This is a genomic window from Rhodoferax sp. (assembly GCF_030653815.1).
In the GTDB taxonomy this organism is placed as follows: Bacteria; Pseudomonadota; Gammaproteobacteria; order Burkholderiales; family Burkholderiaceae_C; genus Rhodoferax.
In genome coordinates, this window is the sequence record NZ_JAURYQ010000044.1 from 74,994 (window position 1) to 100,717 (window position 25,724).

Here is a 25,724-nt window from a genome sequence, read left to right on the forward strand (position 1 = left end):
TATCCTGCCAAACAGCGAAAGAGAAGCCACAACATGAATCTTCATCTATCTGGAAAAGAAGGGGGTTTCTGGCTGCATCCCAGCCACCGTCCGTCGATGCGCCGCACCGGCTTCATTGTCGGATTGCTGGCGCTTGGGGTGGCTCTTGCATGGGCACTGCCAGCCCCGCCCGGGGCGCGCAGTATCGCGGGCTATCTGCCGCTGCACTCCCTGCTCGAAACGCTCTCCATCGTGATCGCCGCGCTGGTTTTCGCGGTGGGCTGGAACGCTTACAGCGGCAAATTGGCCGGCAACATCGTGCTGCTCAGTTGCGTGTTTCTCGGCGTGGCCATCCTCGATTTTTCGCATGTGCTTTCCTTCAAGGGCATGCCGGATTACGTGACACCGAGCGATGTCGAAAAGTCAATCAACTTCTGGCTGCTCGCGCGCACGCTGGCTGCGGTGGTGATGCTGGTGATCGCGATCATGCCGTGGCGACCGTTCACCTCTGCCGCAACCCGCTATGTCCTGCTTGCAGCGGTGACCGCCACTACCGTCGCCGTACATTGGCTGGTCCTGTTCCATCAGGACTTGTTTCCGCACACTTTCATCGCCGGACAGGGGCTTACTGCATTCAAGATCAACAGCGAATACGTCATCATCGCCCTCAATCTGGCGACGGCCTCGGTGCTCTGGCGCCGCATGCGCGAACCCCGCTCGATCAATGTGGTCGCGCTGTTCGGTGCGGCTTGCACGATGGCCATGAGTGAGTTTTTCTTTACGCTCTACGCCGATGTCACCGATATCCACAACCTGACGGGACACATCTACAAGGTGGTTTCCTACCTGTTCATCTACCATGCAATCTTCGTCACGACGGTCAAGAACCCGTACCGGCAACTGAGTGCATTACAAAACCAACAGCAAGCCACCCTCGACGCCATTCCCGATTTGCTGTTCGAACTGGATATCGAGGGACGATACCATGACTACCATTCGCCACACACCGAGTTGCTGGCCGCTCCGGCCGATGAACTCCTTGGCCGGACGGTACACGACATTCTGCCTGCCAGTGCCGCGCGAACCGTGATGTCCGCCTTGCAGGAAGCGAACGAAAAAGGCTGTTCCACAGGCGCACAATTCAAACTCCAGCTCCCGCAAGGCGATACCTGGTTCGAACTGTCCGTGGCGCGAAAACCTGGTGGTCCCAAACACTCCCCGCACTTCATCGTTCTGTCGCGCGACGTCACCGAGCGCATTCACCTCAAGACCCAGCTTGCCGAGTCCAGCCATCTGCTCAGGACCGTCATCGATACGGCACCCATGCGCATCTTCTGGAAAGACCGGGACTCGCGTTATCTGGGATGCAACCCGGCCTTCGCGAGAGACGCGGGCTTGGCCGATGCGGACGACATCGCGGGCAAGACCGATGATCAATTGGGCTGGAAGATGCAGGCCGACCTGTATCGCACGGATGACCAGATGATCATGGCGCAGGGCATCCCCAAGCTTTCCTACGATGAGCCGCAGACCACGCCGGATGGCAGAAGCATCTGGCTGCGCACCTCCAAGGTGCCGCTGCGCAATGGCAGGAACGAAGTGACCGGTCTACTCGGCATCTATGAGGACATCACCGAGCGCAAACAGGCCGAAGCCGCCCTGCAACGCAGCGAAGCCAACCTCAACCGCGCGCAGGCGGTGGCCAAGGTCGGCAGCTGGTATCTGGATATCGCGAGCAAGCGCCTTGAGTGGTCGGACGAGGCCTATCGCATCTTCGGTTTTCCGCGGCAACAGGCGGTGGATATGGACACCTTCGTCTCCACCCTGCATCCCGATGACAAGGACAGGGTGCTCGATGCCTGGAACAAGGCCGTTGCCGGCGCCCCGTATGACATCGAACATCGCATCGTCGTGCGTGGAGGGGGGGTGCGCTGGATCAGAGAGCGCTCCGAGATCGAACGGGATGCGCAGGGTCGCGCGCTCTTCGGCATCGGCACCCTGCAGGACATTACCGAGCGCAAACTGGCCGAAGAACGCATCCAGTATCTCGTGAATTTCGATGTTCTGACAGGGCTGCCGAACCGGATACAACTGGAAAACCGCATCAAATATGCCCTCGAACTGGCAAAACGCAGGAACGAACATCTCGCTCTGATGTCCGTCAGTCTTGACCATTTCAAGGACATCAACGATACCCTGGGCCGCAGGATCGGCGATGCCCTGTTGATCCAGTTGGCAAAACGCCTGCGTTCGTCGCTGCGCGAAGAAGATACGGTGTCACGCTTGGGCGGCGACGAATTCACCGTCATGTCCCCCGGCGTTGATGCCTCGGGCGCCATGCATGTCGCAAAAAAATTACTGGATGCCATCGCCGCCCCCTACCAGATCGAGCAGTATGAACTGGCCGTCACGGCATCGATCGGCATCGCACTCTATCCGGAAGACGGCGCCGACATGGAGACCCTCACCAGAAATGTCGATACCGCCATGTATCGCGCCAAGCAGGATGACCACAACAGTTATCGATTCTTTACAGCAGAGATGCAGGTACGTTCCGCACGCAAGCTGCAATTGGCGAACGCCCTGCACCATGCGCTGGACGGCACGCAATTGCAGGTGGTTTATCAACCTCAGCTGTCCATGCACGCTGGTTCCGTCATCGGTGCGGAGGCTTTGCTGCGCTGGCATCATCCGGAGTTGGGCACGATCTCACCTGCCGAATTCATCCCGATGGCGGAAGACAGCGGGATGATTCTGCAGGTCGGCGAATGGGTATTGCGGCAAGCGGTGCGGCAAGCGAAAACCTGGATGGAAAAAGGAATCTCGCCATTGATCATGGCCGTGAACCTGTCAGCCATCCAGTTCCGGCAACCCGACCTGCCCGACATAGTCAGCCGCATACTTGATGAAGAGGGATTGCCGCCGGCATATCTGGAACTGGAACTGACCGAAGGTGCCGCGATGCACGATCCGCAAAGTGCCGTCATCATGATAAACAACCTGCATGATCGCGGCATACGCATGGCTATCGACGATTTCGGCACCGGATATTCATCCCTGAGCTACCTGAAGAAATTCAAGGTGTACAAGCTCAAAATAGATCAGTCATTCGTGCGCGACATCAGTACCGATCCGGAAGACAAAGCCATCGTCGGTGCCATCATCAGTATGGCAAAGAGTCTCGGTCTGAAAACTATCGCGGAAGGCGTGGAGACAGAAGGACAATTGGCATTCCTGCGGGAACAGGGCTGTGATGAGGTGCAGGGTTATTACTACAGCCGCCCTCTACCAGCCGGGCAGTTCGAGGGGTTCATGGCATCCCATATCCCGCGATCGAAATGACCTGAATGGTCATTTCGATCGCAAGCTGGAAAACTCACTCAGGGGGCCGATTTTTCATTCCAGTTGTACCAGCGCCCCCAGCCTGGGCAGCGCCGCCAGCGCATTGCGCGTGGTGGCCTCGGCCAACTCGGCCAAGCTGAGTCCTCGCAGTTCGGCCAGCACAGCGGCAATGCGCGGCAGTTCAGCCGGCGAGTTGAGGCCCTGCACGTCCCCCGCGTTACGCTGCGGGGCGGTTTTGTAGAGCCAGTGCGGCGGCATGTCGGGAGCGTCGGTTTCCAGCACGATGGACGCCAAGGGCAGATTGGTAGCCAGGCGGCGCAACTGCAGTGCGCGCTCGTAGGTCACCGCACCACCAAAACCCAGCTTGAAGCCCAGATCGATGAAACTTTGCGCTTGCTGTTCGCTGCCGTTGAAGGCATGGGCAATGCCATGCCAGTCGGCGCGTGCCATGTCACGCAGCCCTTTGAGCACCTGATCGACCGAGCGGCGCACATGCAACAGAACGGGCAAACCGTATTTGCGCGCCAGCTTGAGTTGTGTCAGATAAAAGTGCTGCTGGCGCGCGCTCAGGGGCTCCAGGCAGAGTTCGGGCACAAACAGGTCGAGCCCGATTTCACCCACCGCCACCAGACGGGGGTCGTCACGGTAAGACTGCAGCGCGGCATCGAGCCGGTCCAGATCGTCGTCGTGTGCCGCTTTCACGTACAGCGGGTGAATGCCCAGCGCGTAACTGTCGCCACCGGCATGGGCCAGCGCCCGCACTGCCTCAAAGTTGGCGACTTCGACCGCTGGCAGCACGCACATGCCGACCTGATGGCGCGCAGCTTCGGCCCGGATGGCCAGACCTGCGGTACCGAATTCTGGGGCATCCAGATGGCAGTGGGTGTCAATGAACATCATGCACCCCAATCCCGCGAGGGATCAGGCAGACTGGCTGGCTGCCAAAAACAGGCCAAGTTTGGCGTCCTCTTCGGGCACATGCCGCTCGCACCAGTCCCGCATCAGCGCAGCGATGGCCGGCTTGTTCATGTAGCCCTTGCCCACATCCATGCTGCGTCCGATCAGGCGGTCCAGCAGCGTGTGGTGCTGTGCCATGTGTTCTTCGAGGCCGGGGTAGTTGGTGCGACGCATCAGCGCTTCTTCCAGTTCGAACTGGGCGCGCGCCTGCTTGCACAGCGACACGATGGTGGAACGCAAGACCGTCAGGTCATCGGAGGCGAGAAACGCGTTGGTCAGCGCGAACAGTTTCTCCTGCATGGCATCCGCTTCCGCGTCGCCAATTTTGTAACCAGTTTGCCATTCCACCGTCATCGTGACACCTCAAAAATCAACATTGCATCATGCAAATGATAAAGAAAAAAGCTGTTGACCTAAGCGGAAGCTGACTCGGTCAGTTTGCCCTGTACCAACCTGAGCTGGCGGGCACAGCGAGCCGCCAGCGCCTCGTCGTGGGTGACCACAATGAAGGCAGTTCCCTGCGTGCGTGCCAGTTCCAACATCAGGTTGAACACGCCGTGTGCGGTGCTGCGGTCCAGGTTGCCGGTGGGCTCGTCGGCCAGCACGCAGGCCGGTTGTGTCACCAGGGCGCGGGCAATGGCCACACGCTGACGCTCACCGCCCGAGAGTTCCGCCGGGCGATGGTGCAGACGATCCGCCAGACCCACGCTGGTCAACATGTTGCTGGCAATCTGCGCAGCATCGGCATGCGCCATGCGCCGAATCCACAGCGGCATGGCCACATTGTCAAGCGCACTGAACTCGGGCAGCAAGTGGTGAAACTGGTAGACAAAGCCGAGGTACTGGTTGCGCAGGCGACCTTGTTCGGCTTCGCCCAAGTGCGCCAGATCCTGGCCATGCAGCAGCACCGAGCCGCTGGTGGGCGCATCGAGGCCACCCATCAAATGCAACAGCGTGCTTTTGCCCGAACCGGAGGCGCCCACAATGGCCAGCGTCTCACCCGCGCGCACGTCCAGGTCGACACCCTGCAGCACCGTCACGTCCAGCCGGCCCTCGGTGAAACGCTTGGTCAAAGCCTGGGCGCTCAAGACAAGTTCACTCATAGCGCAGCGCCTCCGCCGGGTTGACACGGCTGGCGCGCCAGCTCGGATACAGCGTGGCCACAAAAGCCAGCACCAGGGAAATGACCGCAATCGGCAAGATGTCGGCCTGTTGCGGGTCGCTCGGCATGCGGCTGATCAGATAAATGTCTTTGGGCAAAAAGCTGGCCCGAAAGAGCTGCTCCAGCGCCGGCACGATCACGTCGATGTTGAACGCCACGCCCAGGCCCATGGCCAGCCCGGCCAGCGTACCGATCACCCCCACCATGGCGCCTTGCACCACAAAAATGCCCATGATGCTGGCCGGACTGGCACCCAGGGTGCGCAATATCGCGATGTCGGCGCGCTTGTCGGTCACCGTCATTACCAGCGTGCTCACCAAGTTGAAGGCCGCCACGGCCACGATCAAGGTGAGGATGATGAACATCATGCGTTTTTCCAGCTGCACGGCAGCAAACCAGGTGCGGTTTTGCCGCGTCCAGTCGCGAATCAGCAGCTTGTCCGTCAATGTGGCGGCCAATTGCGCTGCCACTTCCCGCGCCAGGTGCAGGTCGCGCAACCGCACCCGCACGCCGCTGGGGCCCTCCAGGCGGAAGATGCGGGCCGCGTCCTCAATGTGCATCAGCACCAAACCCGAGTCGTACTCAAAATGGCCCGAGTCAAAGGTGCCCACCACGGTCATCTGCTTCAGGCGCGGCACTACGCCGGCCGGCGTGACCTGGCCACTGGGTGCCACCAGCGTCACCTTGTCGCCTTGCAGGACGCCCAGGCTGCGGGCCAGCTCGGCGCCCAACACCACGCCGAACTCGCCAGGTATCAGCCGATTCAGCCCGGTGTTCTTGAGCTCCAGCGCCAGGTCTGTCACTTCACCCTCGCGCGCGGGGTCGATGCCGCGCACCAGCGTGCCCTTCATGTCTTCACCGCGGGCCAGCAAAGCCTGGGTGGCGATGAATGGCGCGGCGCCAATCACGGCCGGGTTGGAGCGGACCTGGGTCAGGGTGCGCGTGGCGTCGGGCAAGGCCTCGCCGTTGGGGGCGAAAATCTCGATGTGCGAGACCACACCCAGCATGCGGTCACGCACTTCCTTCTGAAACCCGTTCATCACGCTCAGCACAATGATCAGGGCCGCCACACCGAGCGCAATGCCGAGCATCGACACGCCCGAGATGAACGAGATAAAACCGTTGCGCCGGGTGGCACGACCGGCCCGCGTGTAGCGCCAGCCAAGGATCAGTTCATAGGGAAGTTGCATGCCCGCATTGTGGCATTGCAGCCCGACACCGGCTGACGTCGGGGGCGGACTCCCGCATAATCAGCGCCAAATCGTTTAAGAGGACAGCACCATGGGACTCCCCGCACACTCCGACCCAGACCGCCACCCCCCATGCACCTGCTGATTCCCCACGCCGCCAGCCATTCTGAGGGCTGCCAGGCAGCGCTGGCCACACTGAAACTCCCCCACCTGCAAAAATTGCTCAGCCGCCTGAGCCCGCAGCCACTTGACGCAGGTGACGAGCTGAGCTGGTCGCCACCGCACGAACGCGCATTGGCACGCAGTCTGGGGTTGCCCGTCACCGACGGCCAACTGCCCTGGGCCGCGCTGGAGGCCCAAAAACGCCCCGAACTGGCGCACCTGCCAGGCGCCTGGGCTTTTGTAAGCTTGTGCCATTGGCAGGCCACGACGCACGAAGTCACCATGCGCCAGCTGCCGATGCACGAGCTGAGCGCCACCGAGTCTGACGGCTTGCTGGCGGCCATGCAGCCCTTTTTTGCGCAGGACGGCATCACGCTCCACCCCTTTGAGGCCGGGCGCTGGCTGGCGCATGGCGCGGTCTTTGATGGCCTGCCCAGCGCCTCGCCCGACCGGGTGCTGGGCCGCAATTTGTCGCCCTGGATGCCCACCGCTTCCCAGGCCAGCGGTTTGATCCGCTTGATGAGCGAGATGCAGATGTTGTTCTACACCCACCCGCTCAACGATGCCCGCGAGCGACGCGGCGCCTTGGCTGTCAACGCCATCTGGTTCAGTGGCAGCGGGACATTGCCTGACCGCCACCCTGCCCCGGCTTCTGCCCAGCCCATCATGGCCCCGACGCTGCGCCAGGCCGCGCTGCAAGACAACTGGGCCGGCTGGGCCAGCGCCTGGCAACAGCTAGACGTCACCCACATCCGGCAACTGCTGGACGCCCAGCGCCTGGGCGACGCCGTCCAGCTGACGCTGTGCGGCGAGCGCCACGCCCAAAGCTGGGTCTCTCAGCCGCCCAGCCTGAAACAAAAATTCAGACAACTTTTTAGCGCCCCACCGGTTCAGGGCACACTCGAAAAATTATGAAAATCATGGTCAGAGACGCCCCTCCCAGAAGCATCTGGGCATTGGAGCAAGCCGGCATTCATCCGCTACTGGCACAACTTTACGCCGCGCGCGGCGTGCAAGACCCGCAGGAACTGGATGACGCGCTGGCCAGACTGCTGCCGCCCGCCAGCATGCAAGGCACGGCAGAGGCCGCCCAACTGCTGGCCAATGCCATCCGCGATGACAAAAAACTTTGCATCGTGGCCGATTACGACTGCGACGGCGCCACCGCCTGCGCCGTCGGCGTGCGCGGCCTGCGCCTGCTCGGTGCCCTGCATGTGGACTACATCGTGCCCGACCGCGTGCAGGATGGTTATGGCCTGACCGCGCCCATTTCCGAGCGCGTCAAAGCCAGCGGTGCCGACGTGCTGATCACCGTGGACAACGGCATTGCCAGTTTCGACGGCGTGGCCCGGGCCCGCGCACTCGGCCTGCAGGTGCTGGTGACCGACCACCATTTGCCGGCCCTGCGCGCTGGCCAGATTGAATTGCCTGATGCCAATGTGATCGTGAATCCGAACCAGCCCGGCTGCAGTTTCGAGAGCAAATCCATCGCCGGCGTCGGTGTCATGTTCTACGTGCTGCTGGCGCTGCGCGCCGAGCTGCGCCAACGCGGCCGGTTCACCGCGCAAAACCAACCCAAGCTGGACGCCCTGCTGCCGCTGGTGGCCCTGGGCACCGTGGCCGACGTGGTCAGGCTCGACACCAACAACCGCCGGCTGGTGGCGCAAGGCCTCAAACGTGTGCGCGCCCAGGCCCTGCCGGCCGGGCTGGCGGCCTTGTTTGTGGCGGCCTCGCGCGAAGCCAAAAGCGCCACCACCTTCGACTTTGGTTTTGCCCTGGGGCCGCGCATCAACGCCGCCGGGCGCTTGTCCGACATGACGCTGGGCATCGAATGCCTGCTCACCGACGATGCCGGTCGCGCCCAGGAACTGGCCACGATGCTTGATGCCATCAACCGTGAGCGCCGCGATATCGAAGGCAGCATGCGCGAACAGGCCCTGCTTGTGGCCGAATCGCTGTTTGAAGACGCGGCCGAAGCGCCACCGGCCATTTGCGTCTTTGATGCCGACTTTCACGAGGGCGTGGTCGGCATCGTTGCCTCACGCATCAAGGACAAGTTTCACCGCCCCAGTTTTGTCTTTGCCAGCAGTGGCGCCATTGGCCGTGCCCATGAACTCAAAGGTTCGGGCCGCTCGATCCCCGGCTTTCACCTGCGCGATGCGCTCGACCTGGTGGCCAAACGCTACCCCGGCGTGCTACTGCGCTTTGGCGGCCATGCCATGGCAGCGGGTTGCACACTCAACGTTGACCAGTTGGACACCTTCGAGCAGGGTCTGAATGAGGTCGCCCAGGAGTGGCTCGATGCGGCCACCCTGACGCGCCGCCTGGAGACCGACGGCGCGCTCAAGCCCGAATACCGCCGCCCCGACCTGGTCGACACGCTGCACCATGAAGTCTGGGGCCAGGGCTTTGCCGCGCCCACCTTCAGCGAAGAACTCGAAGTGGTGTCGCAGCGCCTGGTGGCTGAAAAACACCTGTCACTCAAGCTCAAGCACCGCGGCGAGCCGGTCGACGGCATCTGGTTTGGCCACACCGAGCCGCTGCCCAACCGCGTCAAGCTGGCGTTCAGGCTGGATGTGGACAGTTGGCGCGGTGAGCGTCGGGTGCGTTTTCTGGTGGAGGCAGCAGAACTGCCCGCCCAGCCCTAGAATCGTTGCGAACATGAACACCCTGAACGCTGACCTGCATTGTCATTCCGTTGTTTCCGACGGCACCCTCACCCCCGAAGAACTGGCGCAGCGTGCCAAGGCCCAGGGCGTGACACTGTGGTCCCTCACCGACCACGATGAAATTGGCGGTCAGGCCCGGGCGGCGACAGCGGCGGCGGCCTGTGGCCTCGATTACCTGAGTGGCGTGGAAATCTCGGTCAGTTTTTTGCACCAGACGGTGCACATCGTCGGCCTGGGCTTTGATGTCGATAACGCCGCGCTGACCGAGGGGCTGCAGCAAACCCGGGGCGGACGCTCGCAACGGGCCAAGGAGATGGCCACCGACCTGGCACGCGTTGGCATCCAGGGTGCCTTTGAGGGTGCGCTCAAGTACGCAGGCAATCCCAACCTGATCTCACGCACCCATTTCGCCCGCTATCTGGTGGAAACCGGGGTCTGCAAGGATACTTACGAGGTGTTTCGCAAATACCTCACTGAAGGCAAGCCCGGCTTTGTCGAGCACCGCTGGGCCAACCTGAAAGATGCCGTGCGCTGGATCACCCAGGCCGGTGGCATGGCAGTGATTGCGCACCCGGCGCGCTACAAGTTCAGCGCCAACGAGGAACTGGCGCTGTTCACCGAATTCAAGGGCCACGGCGGGATGGGGGTGGAAGTGATCACCGGCAGCCACTCCCATACCGAGAGCGCCAACTACGCCGCCACCGCGCTCGAATTTGGCCTGGCAGCCTCGCGCGGCAGCGACTTTCACAGCCCCGAGGAAAGCCGCACCGAGCTCGGTGCCCTGCCCGACCTGCCCGCCCAACTGACACCGGTATGGGCTTTGCTAGCCAATCGCATTCAACGTGCCACCGCGCCAATCACCCACTGAACTCATGTCATTCTGGAAAAGTCGGCAAGCCGGCGGCATTTTGTTGATCATTGTGGCGACCCTCACCTTTGCCACGCTTGACACGATGGCCAAGCATGCCATCCAGGTGGTGCCCCTGCTGATGCTGCTGTGGTTTCGTTATGCGTTTCAGGCGGTGGTGACTTTGGTACTGCGTTTTCCCGTGCAAAAAACACAACTCTTTGCCACGCCGAATCCACGCTTTCAGGCGCTGCGCGGCGTATTGCTGCTCATTACCAGCGCTTGCGCTTTCTTTGGTTTGCAGTACTTGCCGGTCGGTGAATTCACCGCCATGACCATGCTCTCGCCCATGGCCGCCAGCGCGATGGCCGCGTGGACCCTCAAAACCTATGTCTCGCCACGGCGCTGGGCGCTGATGGGCCTGGGTTTGCTGGGCGTGCTGCTGGTGATACGTCCCGGGGGCCAGGTGTTTGGCTGGGCGCTGTTGTTCCCGGTGTTGTTGGTGACCTCGTATGCCTGGTTTCAGGTGCTCACCAGCCGACTCAGTGGCGACGAAAACCCCTACACCACGCACTTTTACACCGGTCTGGTGGGTGCCTTGGTCATGACGCCCGTCATGCTGCTCAGTTGGGACAGCGCCGCGTTGCTGCACTATTGGTATTGGTTTTTGCTGGTCGGTTTTTTGGGCACCTTTGGCCACCTGATGCTGATTCGCGCGTACAACCGCGCCAATGCCGTTGTTCTGTCACCTTATCTTTACACCCAGATTGCGTTTGCCACGCTGCTGGGCTGGCTGGTTTTTCGCCATGTGCCCGACGGCCTGGCGTGGGCCGGCATTGCCGTGATTGCGGCCAGCGGCGTCGGCAATGCCATGTTGTCGGCCCGCGAAGCCATCAGACTGCGACAATAGCGTCATGCCGCAAATTTTCGAAATCCACCCCGACAACCCGCAGCCGCGCCTGCTGCAACAGGCCACTTCCCTGCTTGACAAGGGCGAGGTACTGGCCGTGCCCACCGACTCCAGTTATGCGCTGGTGTGCCACCTCGACGACAAGGCGGCGGCTGACAAGCTGCGTCGTATTCGCGGCGTCGACGACAAGCACCACCTGACGCTGCTGTGCCGAGACCTGTCCGAGCTGTCCGCCTACGCCAAAGTGGACAACCAGCAGTACCGGCTCATCAAGGCCGCCACACCGGGGGCCTACACCTTCATTCTGGAAGCCACCAAGGAAGTGCCGCGCCGCCTGAGTCACCCGTCGCGCAAGACCATCGGCCTGCGCGTACCCGACCACAAGGTATTGCAGGAACTGCTGGCGCTTTACAGCACCCCGCTGCTGGCCACCACCCTGATTGCGCCAGGTGAGACAGAGCCCATGAACGACGCTGACGAAATTCGCGCCCATTACAAGGGCCGCATCGCCGCCATCATCGACTCCGGCGCCTGCCCGCGCGAACCCACCACCGTGGTCGATTTGACCGGCGGCGAACCTGTGGTCATCCGTGAAGGTCGCGGCGCACTGGCGGCCCTGGGCCTTTAACGCAATCTCGCCATGGACTTCGCCCAACTGATTCAAACCATCAGCCTCTACGCCATTCCGGTGTTGTTGGCTATTACCCTGCACGAGGCGGCGCACGGTTTTGCGGCCAAACATTTCGGTGACAGCACCGCCTACAACCTGGGGCGCGTCACCCTGAATCCGCTGCCGCACATCGATCCGGTGGGCACCATCCTGATGCCGCTGATGTTGTACTTTGCCACCTCAGGGGCGTTTTTGTTTGGTTATGCCAAACCGGTGCCGGTGCGCTTCGGCAATTTACGCAACCCCAAGCGCGACATGATCTGGGTCGCGCTGGCCGGGCCGGGCGCCAACTTTTTTCAGGCGCTGGTGTGGGGCGCGCTGCTGTACTTGTTCAGGGGCATGGATGTAGCAGAGCCTTTTCTTATTGAAATGGCGCAAGGCGGCGTGCTGGTCAATGTGGTGATGGCGGTGTTCAACCTGTTTCCGTTGCCGCCGCTCGACGGTGGCCGCATTCTGGTGGGGTTGCTGCCGTACCGCCAGGCCATGCTGGTGTCACGCGTGGAGCCCTGGGGCTTCTTCATTGTGATGGCGCTGGTGCTGGCCGGTGTGGTCAGCAACCTGTGGTTGCGCCCGCTGATGGGCCTGACCTACCAGCTCATCAACCTGCTGCTGAGCCCGCTGGCCTGGCTGGTCAGCTGAGTTTTTTGACTTTTCATTTCATTTTCCCCATGCGCATCGAACGTTTTCTGACCGGCATCACGACCTCGGGCACACCCCACCTGGGCAATTACGTAGGCTCGATCCGCCCGTCCGTGAGCCACAGCTTGCGCCCGGGCGTCGAGAGTTTTTACTTTCTGGCCGACTACCACGCCCTGATCAAAGTCGGCGACCCGACACGCATCCAGCGCTCCACTTTGGAGATTGCCGCCAGCTGGCTGGCCTGCGGCCTGAATCCGGACCGCGTGGTGTTTTACCGCCAGTCGGATGTCCCGGAAATCCCCGAGCTCACCTGGTTTTTAAGCTGCGTGCTGGGCAAGGGTGTGCTCAATCGCGCCCATGCCTACAAGGCGGCAGTCGACAAAAACACGGCGGCTGGCAATGACCCCGATGCCGATGTCAATGTCGGCCTGTTCATGTACCCGGTGCTGATGGGCGCCGACATTTTGATGTTCAACGCGCACCAGGTGCCGGTGGGGCGCGACCAGGTGCAGCACATCGAGATGGCGCGTGACATGGCGCACAGTTTCAACCACCGTTACGGCGACCATTTTGTCGCGCCCGAGGCCGCCATCGAGGACCATGTCGCTACCCTGCCCGGCCTCGACGGCCGCAAGATGAGCAAAAGCTACGACAACACCATCCCGCTGTTTGCCCCGCGCGAGCAACTCAAAAAACTCATCGGCAGTATCGTCACCGACTCCACTGCGCCCGGCGAAGCCAAGGCCGTGGAAGGCTCGACCCTGTTCCAGATCTACCAGGCCTTTGCCAGCACCGCCGAGACCGAAGCGCTGCGCCAGGCCTATGCCGCCGGCATCTCATGGGCCGACGCCAAGCATCTGGTGTTCGAGCGCATCGACCAGGAAATTGCGCCCATGCGCGCGGCCTACCAGGACCTGATCGACAACCCGGCCAAAATTGAGGCGGTGCTGCTGGCCGGTGCGACCAAGGCCCGCACCATTGCGACGCCGTTCATGGGGCAACTGCGTCATGCCGTGGGGCTGCGCCCCCTGCAAACCCATGCCAGCACGACCGCCAAGACGGTGAAGCTGGCGCTGCCGGTGTTCAAGCAATACCGTGAAAGCGACGGCCAGTTTTATTTCAAGTTGCAAAGCGCCGACGGCCGCCTGTTGCTGCAAAGCGGGGCTTTTGCCTCGCCCAAAGTGGCAGGCCAAACCATTGCAACGCTGCAGACCGAGGGGCTTGCCGCCCTGAATAACAGCCCGGTGACGCTGGTAAAAGGCCAAGATGTCACGGAATCCGACGTTGTGGGTGCGTTGCAGATCCTGCAAATGGCCAAGGAAGCCAAACCAGGCTAGCCGGCACTGTACAATCCGCAGCTTCGCGGAGAGATGGCAGAGTGGCCGAATGTACCTGACTCGAAATCAGGCGTACCGCAAGGTACCGTGGGTTCGAATCCCACTCTCTCCGCCAGTACATTGACTTCCAACTGGCTATATGCAAATGGAAGTTGCCTGAAGCCCCGCCCCGTGTGGGGTTTTTTGCGTCTGGCTCCTGACTGCGGCGTTCATGGGGCAGGCCAAAAACCTGTCTCAAACCGGTTTTGTCTCAGAACCTCCTGACTTTTGGAGGCACGGTACGGCGGTACGGGCTTTTCGAGCATGTCGGTCAATTTGACCCGTACCAAATGGCTGTGATTTGGTTCTGTGGTGGCTTCTGGCAACCATATTCCCTTTCGCTTGTGATAGACCTGTGTAGCGGCAGAACGAATCGTGAAACTGGGATTTAGTCTGCCTATTTGACTTGAATCAGCTCTCGTAACTTCTTCACGGAAAGCCACTGCCGTGAGGAATGCACCACACGATGGCAGTTTGCGCAAAGCAGCGCCAAATCCTCGACTTTGGTTTTGTCGCCCTCCGTCAATGTGTGAACAGGCTTCGTATGATGAACATCAATGATCCCTTCGGCAAGTGGCCCATAAGCCAATTTGAATTCAAACCCGCATGCTTCACATGCCAGTCGGCCATATTTCTTCATGGCAGCAGCTTTGGCAGCATCAACGAGTTTTCGACTTCGCTCCCGGTACCTGAAGGAACTGGGTTATGAATAAGTCGCTCAAGCCACGCACAGCTACCGTTGCAGTCTCTGCAACCGTTGCCCCCAAACACCCAGCCGCAACCGAAGGGGCTGGCGAGTTTGTTCTGTACACCACTGAAGATGGCGTCACCCGCGTCGAAATGCGGGCTGAGGGTGGCTCCCTGTGGCTCAGTCAGGCCGAGATTGGCACGCTGTTCAGACCACCCCCCAAAACATCACCCAGCACTTCAAAGCGATCTACGCCGAGGGTGAGGCCGACCCCGAGACAACCTGTAAGTCCGGCTTACAGGTTCGCCAGGAGGCCGGTCGGCAGGTGCGCCGCACGGTCCGCCACTACAGCCTGGAGGTGATCTTGGCCGTGGGCTACCGCGCCCGGTCGGCCCGTGGCACACAATTTCGCCAGTGGGCCACCGCCCACCTGAGCGAATACCTGCTCAAGGGCTTTGTGATGGACGACGAGCGCCTGAAGAATCCACCCGTGGGCGAATCGGCGCTGCCCGACCGCTTTGGTGAGTTGCTGGAGCGCATCCGCGACATCCGTGCCAGCGAGCGCCGCATGTACTTGCGGGTAGCTCTCTTAAGTTGCCGACAGCATAAGCGCTCTATTCATCTCATGCTCAAGTACTTTGTCAGTGGTAACCAAGGTTCGCTTCCACGATGCCTCCACGGCGAATGGCCACGGCACAGTACTTGAACTCAGGAATTTTGCCGAACGGGTCAAGCGCGGCATTGGTCATCAGGTTTGCTGCCGCCTCGTAATACGCAAAGGGAACGAAGACGGTGCCTCTGGGTGTCCCATCATCCCGGCGTACGTAAATGACCACCTCGCCGCGGCGCGATTGCAGCGTGATCACATCCCCTGGCATCAGCCTCAAGGCCGTCAGATCGTCGCCACACAACGACGCGGTGGCAATGGGTTCGATGCTATCCAGCACTGCGGCTCGGCGCGTCATGCTGCCGGTGTGCCAGTGCTCAAGCTGTCGGCCGGTAATGAGCACGAAAGGATATTCTGCATCCGGTCGCTCGTTGGCAGGAATGATGTCGGCCGGTACCAGACGTACTCGGCCATCGGTCGTATCAAAGCGGTCCATAAAGACCGTAGGCGAGCCTGGATCACCAGCGCTCAAGCAGGGGTAGGTGACGCTGGATTCACGCTGCAACCGTTCCCACGTGATGCCCGCGATGGTGGCATGCATGGCTTGACGCATTTCTTCATAGACGGCAGCCACACCGTGGTGTTCGCCCAAATAGCGCCATGACAGGCCCATGCGCTTGGCCATCTGCTGGATGATCCACAGATCTGGCATGGCCTGACCCGGAGGATCGATTGCCTGATGGCCCAGTTGCATCATGCGGTCGGTGTTGGTGACCGTGCCAGTTTTCTCTGGCCAGGCCGTCGCGGGCAACACCACGTCGGCGAGCCATGCAGTTTCAGTCATGAAAATGTCTTGCACCACCAGGTGCTCCAGACTTGCCAGCGCGTGGCGTGCGTGGTTCAAGTCAGGGTCACTCATGGCCGGGTTCTCGCCCATGATGTACATGCCGCGCACCTTGTGCGGATCAGTGTCCAGCGCCAGGACCTTGCGCATGATTTCCACGACGGTGTAGCCAGGCTGGTCGTCGAGCTTCGTGTCCCAAAATTTCTCGAACCAGCCATGTGCTGCTTTATTGGTGACGTGCTGATAGTTGGGGAACATCATAGGAATCAAACCGGCGTCACTGGCGCCCTGCACGTTGTTTTGCCCACGCAGCGGATGTAGTCCGGAGCCGGGTTTTCCGATCTGTCCTGTGACTGTGGCCAGTGCTATCAGGCAGCGGGCGTTGTCGGTGCCATGGACGTGCTGGCTCACGCCCATGCCCCACAGAATCATGGCACCTTTAGCCTTGGCAAACGCGCGCGCCACTTCACGCAGGGTCGGCGCCGGAATACCGCAGATCGGCGACATGGCCTCGGGGCTGTAACCCTTGACGTTTTCTCTCAGGGCCTCGAAGTTACTGGCTCGGGTGCGGATGAACTCCTCATCGGCCAATCCCTCTTCAACGACGGTGTGGATCAGCGCATTGAGCATAGCCACATCGGTATCGGCTTTGAACTGCAGTGTGCGCCAGGCGTGTTTGCCAATGTCGGTCACGCGTGGGTCGGCCAGCACAATCCTGGCGCCTCTTTGGGCCGCATTTTTCATCCAGGTGGCCGCCACCGGATGATTTGATGTAGGGTTGGAGCCGATGACGAAAATCAGGTCCGAGTGCGCAACATCGTTGATCTGGTTGCTCACTGCACCGGACCCCACACCCTCCAACAGCGCTGCGACGCTGGAGGCATGGCACAGGCGGGTGCAATGGTCCACGTTGTTGGAGCCGAAACCGGTGCGCACCAGCTTCTGGAACAAATAAGCTTCTTCGTTGCTACCCTTTGCAGAACCAAAGCCAGCCAGCGACTTCGTGCCATGCGTATCGCGCAGGCCTTTGAGCGTGCCTGAGGTCAGCGCCAATGCCTCCTCCCAACTGGCCTCCCGAAACACGGAAGACCAATCTGCCGTATCACGATTGAGGTCCTGCAAGGCGGCAGGGTCTTTGGGCACGCCGGTTTTTCGAATCAGCGGCACGGTCAAACGCTGTGGACTGTGCGCGTAATCAAAACCGAAGCGTCCTTTCACGCACAGCCGGTTGTGGTTGGCGGGTCCATCGCGTCCGTCGACGCTGACAATTTTGTTGTCCTTGACGTTGTAGGTCAGCAGACAGCCGACGCCGCAGAAGGGGCAAACCGAGCCCACCTTTTTATCTACGATCTGCGAGCCGATTTGCTTTTTTGGCATCAAGGCGCCGGTGGGGCAGGCCTGCACGCACTCGCCGCAGGCCACGCAAGTGCTGTCGCCCATCGGATCGTTCAGGTCAAACACAATCTCACTGTTTGCGCCGCGCCGGGCGTATCCGATCACGTCATTGACCTGCTCTTCACGACAGGCCCGTACGCAGCGCTTGCACTGGATGCAGGCATCGAGGTTGACCGCCATCGCCATGTGCGAAAAATCGGCCCTGGGTTGCTTGCGACGCAAGGTCTTGAGTTCAGGTCGCACAGAAACATCCATGCGGGCCGCCCAGTCGCTGAGTTCGCCGTGCTGCTGCGACTCGTCCTTTTCATTCCATTTGTAACCGGTATCCGGCATGTCAGACAGCAGCATCTCCAGCACCATCTTCTGGCTCTTGACCGCGCGGTCGCTTCTTGCTTGCACTTCCATGCCCGCAGTGGCACTGCGACAACAGCTTGGGGCTAATGTGCGCTCACCCTTGATTTCAACGACACAGGCGCGGCAATTGCCATCAGCCCGATAGCCGTCCCTGTAGCAAAGATGGGGAATATCAACGCCATGGCGCTTGGCGGCGTTGAGGATGGATTCGCCCTCAAACGCATGGAGGATCTGGTTGTCGAGCTTGAACTCGACGGTTTGCAGCGTGACTTCGGCCAATTTGGCGGGTAAATTCATTCAAACGATCTCCTGGGGAAAGTACTTTTGAATGCAGCGCACCGGGTTGGGTGCGGCCTGCCCCAGGCCACAAATGGATGCATCTGTCATGACGACGCTCAGGTCTTCCAGCGTGGCGTTGTCCCACACGGGAACTTCCATCAGTCGAACAGCTTTGGCGGTGCCGACGCGGCACGGTGTGCATTGGCCACAACTCTCATTCGCAAAAAATTGCATCATGTTCAGCGCCGCGTCGCGGGCCCGGTCGTGTTGACTGAGGACAATGACCGCCGCTGAACCAATGAAGCAACCGTGCGGTTGCAGGGTGTCAAAGTCAAGCGGTATGTTGCTCATGTGGGCTGGCAAGATGCCACCCGATGCGCCACCCGGCAAGTAGGCATACAGCACATGGCCGTCCAACATGCCGTCGCAATACTCGTCAATCAACTCTTGCAAGGTAATGCCTGCCGGTGCCAGCTTGATACCGGGGCGCTTGACCCGGCCGCTCACACTGAAGCTGCGAAGCCCTTTGCGTCCATGACGGCCAAAGCTGCTGAACCAGGCTGCTCCCCTCTCCAAAATGTCTCGCACCCAGTACAGGGTCTCAAAATTGTGCTCCAGGGTAGGTCGGCCAAACAAGCCGACCTGGGCAATATAGGGCGGGCGCATGCGGGGTTCGCCGCGTTTGCCTTCAATGCTCTCGATCATGGCGGACTCTTCGCCACAGATGTAGGCCCCGGCGCCGCGGCGTAGCTCAATGGTGGGCAAGGCAATATGGCATGGATAAGGCGGGTTGGCCTGCAATTTGGCCAACTCGGTCTCCAGAATGGCGCGGCAACCGTGATACTCGTCCCGCAGATACACATAACAGGCGTCAATACCCACCACCTGTGCGGCAATCAACAAGCCTTCCAGAAAGCGATGTGGATCGCGCTCCAGATAGGTCCGGTCTTTAAATGTGCCAGGTTCGCCTTCGTCGATGTTCACAGCCATGAGCCGGGGTGCGACCTGCTCGCGCACGATGCCCCATTTGCGCCCGGCCGGAAAACCCGCGCCACCCAGGCCCCGCAGGCCGGAGTCTTCCATCGTCTTGATGATTAGATCGACATCCACTTCACCGTTCGCCAAAGCTGCGGCCAATGTATAACCGCCATTTGCACGGTAGGTGTCATAGCCCGAGTAGTCGGGCGAGACTTGAATCTCTTGCGTAGGCGGAGAAATGCTCTCTTCCACATGCAAAGAAGCTACAAAATGAATGGTGCCTTGAGCAGAAGGGTGTTTGACTGCAGCCGACTTGGCCACTGAAACCACTGCATTCGCGGTGGCCAGCGGCACCGGGCATTGGTGCACGACTGCCACCGGTGCCTGCTCGCAGCGCCCAAGGCAGGGAACTGGAATTACCCGTATATCGGCAGAACCCAACAAGTCGGGCAAGCATGTCAACAGCTTTTTTGAGCCAGCCAGCTCACAACTCAGGCCATCACACACCCGGATCGTCACGCCTGGCGCCTGCGCGTCGTCATTCACCACATCGAAGTGGTGATAAAACGTGGCCACCTCATAGACCTCGGCCATAGGGATATTCATTTCTTTGGCCAGAGCCACCAGGTGCCGGTCATGCAGGCAGAGAAACGCGTCATTGAGCTTGTGCAAGTGCTCGATCAGCAGATCGCGTCTATGCGGCGCCCCGCCAATCAGAGCACGCACTTCATGCACCGACGCGTTGTCAGCCTGGCGTCCTTTGAGCTTGCTCTTACGACGAATGCGCTCGCGCATCTCGTCCACCGTGACGATGGCCACGACATCATTGGATTGGCCGGATGGATTCATGTTGTCTCACTTACTTTCGTGAAATGAACCTTGCACGGATTGTTTGACCATAAAACGTTACTTCGTCTGATTTTCTTGACGATAACATCGGCTTGTCCAATTGAATATCGGGGAATATGATTTGAATCATGCACGATTGGATTCAAATATTGAGTATCGCAATCGATCCGCGTTCACACCAACAGTAACCCACGCAGTTAGCAAGCGACCGGTTGAATTCAAGGTCAAATAATGTCGGCTAGGTAGACTGGCACAGTTGCAAACGCACCACCAAACAAGCATCAAAATGATGCAGAAGGTCGCCAACGGTCTGCAGTTTGCGTGGCCGCCGCCAGAAAGGGCGCGAGCATCTCGCGCAGTGCCTGCGTTGTCTCCTGTCCCGCACGCTCTGGTGAACCCGCATCAAAGGGTGGCTCTGGATCGTATTCCGCCACAAGTTGAATCTTGTGCGCGTGCGCGGTCCCCGATATCTCAGCCGCAAGCGTCAAAGCGAAATCGAGTCCAGCAGTCACACCTGCGCCTGTGAGGATGTGCTCGTCGCGAACCACTCGTTGGGCCACAGGAATAGCACCGAAACGCGACAGCAAATCGCGCGTCACCCAATGGGAAGTGGCGCGACGACCTTGCAGTAACCCTGCTGCGCCAAGAATCAACGACCCTGTGCAGACACTTGTCACCCAGCGGGCCTGCTGACCGCGAGAGCGCATGAAGGCAAGAGTCGCCTCATCCTCCATGGCCTCCAGCGTGCCGCGCGTCCCACCCGGAGCGAACAGTACCTCCACTTGCAACGGGCAGTCGTCAAAAGTGATGCTAGGGGTGATCATTAGACCAAGATCACTGATGATTGGATTCAACGTTTTGGCCACGAGATGTACGCATACGTTCGGTATCATTGACAGGATATGGTGCGGGCCGATGAGGTCCAGCGCCGTCATGGCCGGGTAGGCGAGCAGCGCAATGTGACGAGTGGTCATTGATGTTCTTTCAAGAAAGCGGGTGGACGGCGTTGCGTCCAGGGTTGCGCGGCTTCTAGTTGATAAGCGAGTTGGAACAGCATGTCGTCACTATTGATTCCTGCAGCAAAGTGCACACCCACCGGCAACCCGTCCTGAGCCCAGTCCAGCGGAACCGACATACCGGGTTGGCCAGTGATATTCTGCAACGGGGTGAAGGCAACGTTACGGCTCACCCGCTCGTGCAACGTTGTGTAGTCAAGGTCGGGTGCATGGTGACCCACAAGCACTGGATGCTCGGCCGCTATCGGTGTCATCAAGACGTCCCATTCGCGATGAAATTGTTCCATCTGTGCGCTGGCCTTAAGGCAGCTTTGGACCATGGCCTCCACTCGCTCTGGCGAAAGCGCTGCTCCCGCCTGTGCCAATCCAAGCGTCCAGGGTTCAATACCTTCGAGCAGGAGCTGGCGTTGGGTGACTGGCATGTCTGCAAATTCGTGGTGAACCGAATAGGCCCAACGGTCAAAGAATGCTGCGTGTAGACCGGGAGCGTCGATCGGCCAGTCACATGGAACTACCTCGTGGCCCAGACTTCGCATCAACTCAGCAGCGCGCATCATGGCAACTTCGAACGCGCCGGCCAGTGGCCCGCCGTGCAAGGTGCGCGTGATGAGCGCAACTTTGAGCTTGCGAGGCACGGGCTCATGCACAAGCGGCTTGACCGTTGTGTTTGTTGGATATTGGCGAGACGCTTCAGCGATCGCGAAGGCTAGGGCACTGTCGCGCACGCTGAGCGTAAGCACATGGGATGTCACCACTGAGTGCAGTCGTGCGTCGAAGGCGGGTGCGCTTAACGTGGTGCGCCCGCGCGATGGCTTGAAGCCGAATACCCCACAGCAAGCAGCCGGGTAGCGAATCGACCCACCACCGTCGCTGCCATGTGCGAGCGGCGTGATGCGAGCGGCCACCGCCGCGGCACTGCCGCCGCTGGAGCCGCCACTGGCCACGTCTGTACGCCAGGGGTTTCGCGTCGGTCCGAATGCCAGAGGTTCTGTGACGTCCATCAGGCCGAACTCGGGGGTATTTGTTTTCCCGATGAAGACGGCACCCTGAGCCTGCATGGATGCGACCCACGGGTCGACAGCGGTACCCATCACATCCATTCGCAGCCTGGAACCCCGGGCAAAACGTCGCCCAGGGTAATCGACCGTATCTTTCAGCAAAAATGGAACCCCGGCAAGAAGGCCCATTGGCACGCCGCTGCGGGCTCGCTCCAGCGCTTCGTCCTCCCAAACGTCGATGACAGCATTGATCGCAGGATTGCGCGTGTGCAGACGTTCGAATGCGGATTCGACCACCTCCAGGGCGGAGACTTCACCGCTACGAACAAGTGCAGCCGTTGCCACGGCATCTAGCGCTTCATATTCGTGGTTCATGAGTTGGATGATTTAGACTGATTAAAGAAAAAATTTGGCGCTGCTGCAATCAACTCGCGCGTGTAGTCGTGCTGCGGCCTACCCAGTACATCAGCGGTGTCGCCGATCTCAATGATTTCCCCGCGATACATCACCGCAACGCGATCACACATCTGAGCCGCCACACGCAGATCGTGAGTAATGAAGACCATGCTGAGTTGAAATTCACGTCGTAACTGCTCGAAAAGCTCGAGTACCTGGGCCTGCACCGATACGTCAAGCGCAGAAACCGGCTCATCGGCCACCAGTAATTGCGGCCGTGTGGCCAGCGCACGTGCGATGGCAACACGCTGGCGTTGACCACCGGAGAACTCGTGCGGGTAGCGCTCGGCGGCATCGGCACCAAGTCCAACCTTGCCGAGTAGATCTGTCACCAGTGTGTTGACTTTGTCGCGTGCCTGCCCTTGCGCCAAGGGACCGGCAGCAATGGCAGCACCAACCGTATGGCGCGGATTAAGCGATGCGTAGGGGTCCTGAAACACCATCTGGATGCATGCTCGATCTGAAGCCGGACGATGCCGCAGTTCAGGCGCGAGCGTTCGGCCATCAAATCGAACTTGCCCGCTATCGCTGTGGACCAGACCTGTGAGCAGTCGTCCAAGTGTTGATTTGCCCGAGCCCGATTCGCCAACAATGCCCAGCGTCTCACCGCGGGAAAGCGTAAAGTTGAGGTGGCGTGCCGCGTGCACTTCGCGCCCGCGGCGCAGCAACACGCCAGAGGCACGATAGCTTTTACACAGTTCTCGTACATCCAGAAGTGGTGCGCTCGTGAACGCACCACTCTTGCGGGCGCGGCCATGAGGTATCGCGTCAATCAACGCGCGTGTGTATGGATGCTGTGGTGCCCGCAGAACTTCCTGCGCGGTGCCCGACTCGACAACGCGTCCGAATCGCATCACCGTCACCTGATCGGCAATTTCTGCAACAACCCCGAAATCATGCGTGATGAACAGCAACGCCATACCTTTGCGACGCTGCAACTCGCGCATCAATGTCAATATCTGAGCCTGCGTTGTGACATCCAGCGCTGTGGTGGGTTCATCGGCAATCAGCAGCACGGGTTCGAGCACCAGCGCAGCGGCGATCATCACGCGCTGACGTTGCCCGCCCGACAGACGAAACGGGAACGCTTGCGCGATCAGCTCGGGCTCTGGCAGGCCGACATCAGTCAAAGCCGCAATGATGCGCGCACGCCGTTGCTCAGCGGAAAGCGAGCAGTGTGCGTCGAGTACCTCACCGATTTGCTCGCCAATTCGCATCACCGGGTTCAGCGACGTCATGGGTTCCTGAAAGACCATGCCCATGCGCTGTCCGCGCAGCGCGCGAAGATCGGTCTCGCCAAGCTCTAGCAGATTACGTCCCTCAAACAAAATACGTCCGGCCACTGGGGCCACTTGCGGCTTGGGCAGCAGCCCCATCACTGCGCTGGCGATCATCGATTTGCCAGAGCCGCTTTCCCCTACCAGACACAGGGTTTGCCCCGCACTGAGTGAAAAGTCCACCCCTTCGACAGCGAGCGCGCGGTCAGCCCCCGAAGGCAAACGAATTGACAGGCCTTGTACCTGCAACACTGGCGCCGCGCTCAACGTGTTCTCCCGTCAAGCCGTGCGTTCAAGCCATCGGCCAGGCCCTCGCCCACCAAGTTCAGTGACAAGACGGTGAGCATGATTGCCAAGCCCGGAAACATGGCCACCCACCAGGCCTGGCGAAGCGCAGTGCGTGCCGCGCCCACCATGTAGCCCCAACTCATCACATTGGGATCACCAAGACCGAGAAAGCTCAGCGCCGATTCCAGCAAAATCGAGCTGGCGATCATGAGCGAGCCCATGACAACAATGGGTGAGACCGCATTCGGAAGAATCTGAGTAAAGATGATTCGCATGCTGCTCTGGCCAGCAAGCTGTGCCGCCGCAACAAATTCGCGCCCGCGCAGAGTGAGGAATTCTCCGCGCACGAGTCTCGCCACAGGGGGCCATGAGACTATGGCGATGGCAGCAACGATGGACTGCACTGACGGTTGAAAGATCGCTACCAACACCACAGCAAAGGCAAATCCAGGTATCGCCTGGAACAACTCGGTAAAGCGCATCAGAACTGCATCGACCCAACCGCCGTGGTATCCCGCAATTGCACCTAGCCCAATGCCTAGGAACAGAGCAACAGCAGTGGCCATGAGCCCGATAAGCATCGATACGCGTGCACCGTAAAGCAGGCCGGCAGCAACGTCGCGCCCGAGTGCATCCGAACCCATCGGGAATCCGGGCTGTTGTCCAGGTACCAGAAACGGTTGCTGCACCATCGCCCATGGGTCATGGCCAGCCAGCCATGGTGCCGCCAGGGCGCATGTCGCGATAAGAATCAATATGGCAGCGCCTGCCAGCGCCGCACGATTGCGCCTAAAGCGCCTCCAAAAACCGTTGTTCATGAGAGTTCGATGCGCGGATCGACCATCGTGTACACGAGATCGGTAACCACATTAAAGGCGACGGCGAGCGCCGCGGTGAATAAAAAAGTGCCCAGCAATAGGCTGTAGTCGCGCTGAGCCAGCGCGTCGAACAGTAACCGGCCAATGCCAGGCCAAGCGAAGACGGTTTCGATCAGCACAGCGCCACCGACCATGGCTCCGGCTTGCAACCCTGCCATGGTGACCACCGGAAGCAACGCATTACGCAAGACATGCGCGCGCTGAATCCGCCCGGGGGAAAGCCCTTTTGCTCTTGCGACCCGCACGAAGTCTTGGCTTGCCACCTCAAGCATCGACGCTCGTGTCATACGTGCATAAATGGCCATATAAAACATCGCAAGTACCATTGTCGGTAGCACCAAATGGTGCGCCACGTCAAGCACGTGCGCCATCCCTGTGTAGCCAGCGCCAACAGTGGAGTAGCCATATGGCGGTAGCCACGGAAGCCACAGCGAAAAGACAAGCACCGCCAGCAAAGCCAACCAGTACAGTGGTGTAGCGTAGAACAATGTGGCCAATGCTGAAATGGCGCTGTCTTTCCAGGTTCCGACGCGCGCGCTTGCCCACACGCCTAAGGAAACCCCTAACACCAGTGAAATGATCAAGGCGGTACCGGTCAGCAGCAACGTGGCGGGCAGTCGCTCCAAGATCAAGTCCAGCACAGGCTGCTGCTGCCGGTAGGATTCACCCAAGTCGCCGCGCATCAGATGGCCGAGGTAGCTGGCGAGCTGCGCTGGTAGCGGCCGATCCAAGTCAAAACGCTCGCGCAGTTGTTGTAAAAACAACTCATCACCGGAACCCGATTCGCCGGCCATCACCATCGCTGGATCACCCGGTGCCATTCGGATCAACACAAAATTGATCACCGCGATAGCCAGTAGCGTGGCTATGCCCTGCAGCAGACGACGCACGAAAAACCAGACTTTAGTCATGAG

General features: G+C 60.2%; 21 protein-coding genes and 1 tRNA gene. 10 read left to right on the top strand and 12 right to left on the bottom strand.

Annotation, left to right across the window (positions count from 1 at the left end; genetic code table 11):
• Positions 1 to 33 precede the first annotated feature (33 nt).
• Positions 34 to 3,321 carry an EAL domain-containing protein gene (locus Q7U49_RS17260; protein WP_304766682.1) on the top strand — a complete coding sequence of 1,096 codons (3,288 nt, stop codon included), beginning with the start codon at positions 34 to 36 and terminating at the stop codon, positions 3,319 to 3,321.
• Between the two features lie 54 nt (positions 3,322 to 3,375).
• Here the strand turns inward: Q7U49_RS17260 and Q7U49_RS17265 are convergent, their stop codons facing one another.
• The 4 genes from Q7U49_RS17265 to Q7U49_RS17280 are packed head-to-tail and all read right to left on the bottom strand — an operon-like array spanning position 3,376 to position 6,630.
• On the bottom strand, positions 3,376 to 4,221 hold the full coding sequence (locus Q7U49_RS17265) for a TatD family hydrolase (protein WP_304766685.1): 846 nt from the start codon (positions 4,219 to 4,221) through the stop codon (positions 3,376 to 3,378).
• Between the two features lie 21 nt (positions 4,222 to 4,242).
• A complete protein-coding gene (locus tag Q7U49_RS17270; RefSeq protein ID WP_304766688.1) occupies positions 4,243 to 4,632 on the bottom strand; it encodes a bacteriohemerythrin in 390 nt (129 codons plus the stop codon).
• Positions 4,633 to 4,691: 59 nt separating this feature from the next.
• Positions 4,692 to 5,381 carry a lipoprotein-releasing ABC transporter ATP-binding protein LolD gene (gene lolD / locus Q7U49_RS17275; protein WP_304766691.1) on the bottom strand — a complete coding sequence of 230 codons (690 nt, stop codon included), beginning with the start codon at positions 5,379 to 5,381 and terminating at the stop codon, positions 4,692 to 4,694.
• Complete coding sequence (locus Q7U49_RS17280; protein WP_304766693.1) at positions 5,374 to 6,630, bottom strand: lipoprotein-releasing ABC transporter permease subunit; 1,257 nt, start codon at positions 6,628 to 6,630, stop codon at positions 5,374 to 5,376. Before Q7U49_RS17280 ends, lolD begins: the two co-directional genes overlap by 8 nt.
• 132 nt (positions 6,631 to 6,762) lie before the next feature.
• Here Q7U49_RS17280 and Q7U49_RS17285 point away from each other — a divergent pair, with 132 nt between their 5' ends.
• The 8 genes from Q7U49_RS17285 to Q7U49_RS17320 all read left to right on the top strand — a co-directional run bounded on the left by Q7U49_RS17285 (position 6,763) and on the right by Q7U49_RS17320 (position 13,979).
• Positions 6,763 to 7,707: a phosphoglycerate mutase gene (locus tag Q7U49_RS17285; RefSeq protein WP_304766696.1), complete on the top strand. Its 945-nt coding sequence runs from the start codon at positions 6,763 to 6,765 to the stop codon at positions 7,705 to 7,707.
• A complete protein-coding gene (recJ, locus tag Q7U49_RS17290; protein WP_304766699.1) occupies positions 7,704 to 9,440 on the top strand; it encodes a single-stranded-DNA-specific exonuclease RecJ in 1,737 nt (578 codons plus the stop codon). The genes Q7U49_RS17285 and recJ overlap by 4 nt, the downstream gene beginning before the upstream one ends.
• Before the next feature lie 13 nt (positions 9,441 to 9,453).
• Positions 9,454 to 10,329 (top strand): 3',5'-nucleoside bisphosphate phosphatase, encoded by an 876-nt coding sequence (locus tag Q7U49_RS17295; RefSeq protein ID WP_304766702.1) that lies wholly within the window; start codon positions 9,454 to 9,456, stop codon positions 10,327 to 10,329.
• 4 nt (positions 10,330 to 10,333) lie between these two features.
• A complete protein-coding gene (locus tag Q7U49_RS17300) occupies positions 10,334 to 11,218 on the top strand; it encodes a DMT family transporter (RefSeq protein WP_304766705.1) in 885 nt (294 codons plus the stop codon).
• A gap of 4 nt (positions 11,219 to 11,222) precedes the next feature.
• On the top strand, positions 11,223 to 11,846 hold the full coding sequence (locus Q7U49_RS17305) for an L-threonylcarbamoyladenylate synthase (protein ID WP_304766708.1): 624 nt from the start codon (positions 11,223 to 11,225) through the stop codon (positions 11,844 to 11,846).
• A gap of 12 nt (positions 11,847 to 11,858) precedes the next feature.
• Positions 11,859 to 12,527, top strand: a complete 669-nt coding sequence (locus Q7U49_RS17310; RefSeq protein WP_304766711.1) for a site-2 protease family protein — start codon at positions 11,859 to 11,861, stop codon at positions 12,525 to 12,527.
• A 29-nt stretch (positions 12,528 to 12,556) separates the two neighbouring features.
• On the top strand, positions 12,557 to 13,864 hold the full coding sequence (locus Q7U49_RS17315) for a tryptophan--tRNA ligase (protein ID WP_304766714.1): 1,308 nt from the start codon (positions 12,557 to 12,559) through the stop codon (positions 13,862 to 13,864).
• A 27-nt stretch (positions 13,865 to 13,891) separates the two neighbouring features.
• Positions 13,892 to 13,979, top strand: a tRNA-Ser gene (locus Q7U49_RS17320).
• Between the two features lie 321 nt (positions 13,980 to 14,300).
• On the opposite strand, the gene Q7U49_RS17325 is transcribed toward Q7U49_RS17320, so the two are convergent.
• The gene (locus Q7U49_RS17325; RefSeq protein ID WP_304766717.1) at positions 14,301 to 14,543 is read right to left on the bottom strand and encodes an HNH endonuclease; all 243 of its coding nucleotides are present in this window, start codon (positions 14,541 to 14,543) and stop codon (positions 14,301 to 14,303) included.
• A gap of 223 nt (positions 14,544 to 14,766) precedes the next feature.
• Here Q7U49_RS17325 and rhuM point away from each other — a divergent pair, with 223 nt between their 5' ends.
• Positions 14,767 to 15,297 (top strand): RhuM family protein, encoded by a 531-nt coding sequence (rhuM, locus tag Q7U49_RS17330; RefSeq protein ID WP_304766720.1) that lies wholly within the window; start codon positions 14,767 to 14,769, stop codon positions 15,295 to 15,297.
• Here rhuM and fdhF read toward each other — a convergent pair.
• From fdhF to Q7U49_RS17365, 7 genes are all read right to left on the bottom strand, one after another.
• Positions 15,233 to 18,088, bottom strand: a complete 2,856-nt coding sequence (fdhF, locus tag Q7U49_RS17335) for a formate dehydrogenase subunit alpha (RefSeq protein WP_304766723.1) — start codon at positions 18,086 to 18,088, stop codon at positions 15,233 to 15,235. The genes rhuM and fdhF overlap by 65 nt on opposite strands.
• Entirely contained in the window at positions 18,089 to 19,897 is a 1,809-nt protein-coding gene (locus tag Q7U49_RS17340) for an NADH-ubiquinone oxidoreductase-F iron-sulfur binding region domain-containing protein (RefSeq protein ID WP_304766725.1), read from the bottom strand.
• 281 nt (positions 19,898 to 20,178) lie between these two features.
• Positions 20,179 to 20,871: a DJ-1/PfpI family protein gene (locus Q7U49_RS17345; RefSeq protein WP_304766728.1), complete on the bottom strand. Its 693-nt coding sequence runs from the start codon at positions 20,869 to 20,871 to the stop codon at positions 20,179 to 20,181.
• Positions 20,868 to 22,286: an amidase gene (locus Q7U49_RS17350; RefSeq protein ID WP_304766731.1), complete on the bottom strand. Its 1,419-nt coding sequence runs from the start codon at positions 22,284 to 22,286 to the stop codon at positions 20,868 to 20,870. The genes Q7U49_RS17345 and Q7U49_RS17350 overlap by 4 nt, the downstream gene beginning before the upstream one ends.
• The gene (locus tag Q7U49_RS17355; RefSeq protein WP_304766734.1) at positions 22,283 to 23,911 is read right to left on the bottom strand and encodes an ABC transporter ATP-binding protein; all 1,629 of its coding nucleotides are present in this window, start codon (positions 23,909 to 23,911) and stop codon (positions 22,283 to 22,285) included. Before Q7U49_RS17355 ends, Q7U49_RS17350 begins: the two co-directional genes overlap by 4 nt.
• Positions 23,908 to 24,750 (bottom strand): ABC transporter permease, encoded by an 843-nt coding sequence (locus tag Q7U49_RS17360; protein WP_304766737.1) that lies wholly within the window; start codon positions 24,748 to 24,750, stop codon positions 23,908 to 23,910. Before Q7U49_RS17360 ends, Q7U49_RS17355 begins: the two co-directional genes overlap by 4 nt.
• On the bottom strand, positions 24,747 to 25,721 hold the full coding sequence (locus tag Q7U49_RS17365) for an ABC transporter permease (protein ID WP_304766739.1): 975 nt from the start codon (positions 25,719 to 25,721) through the stop codon (positions 24,747 to 24,749). Before Q7U49_RS17365 ends, Q7U49_RS17360 begins: the two co-directional genes overlap by 4 nt.
• Between the last annotated feature and the right edge of the window lie 3 nt (positions 25,722 to 25,724).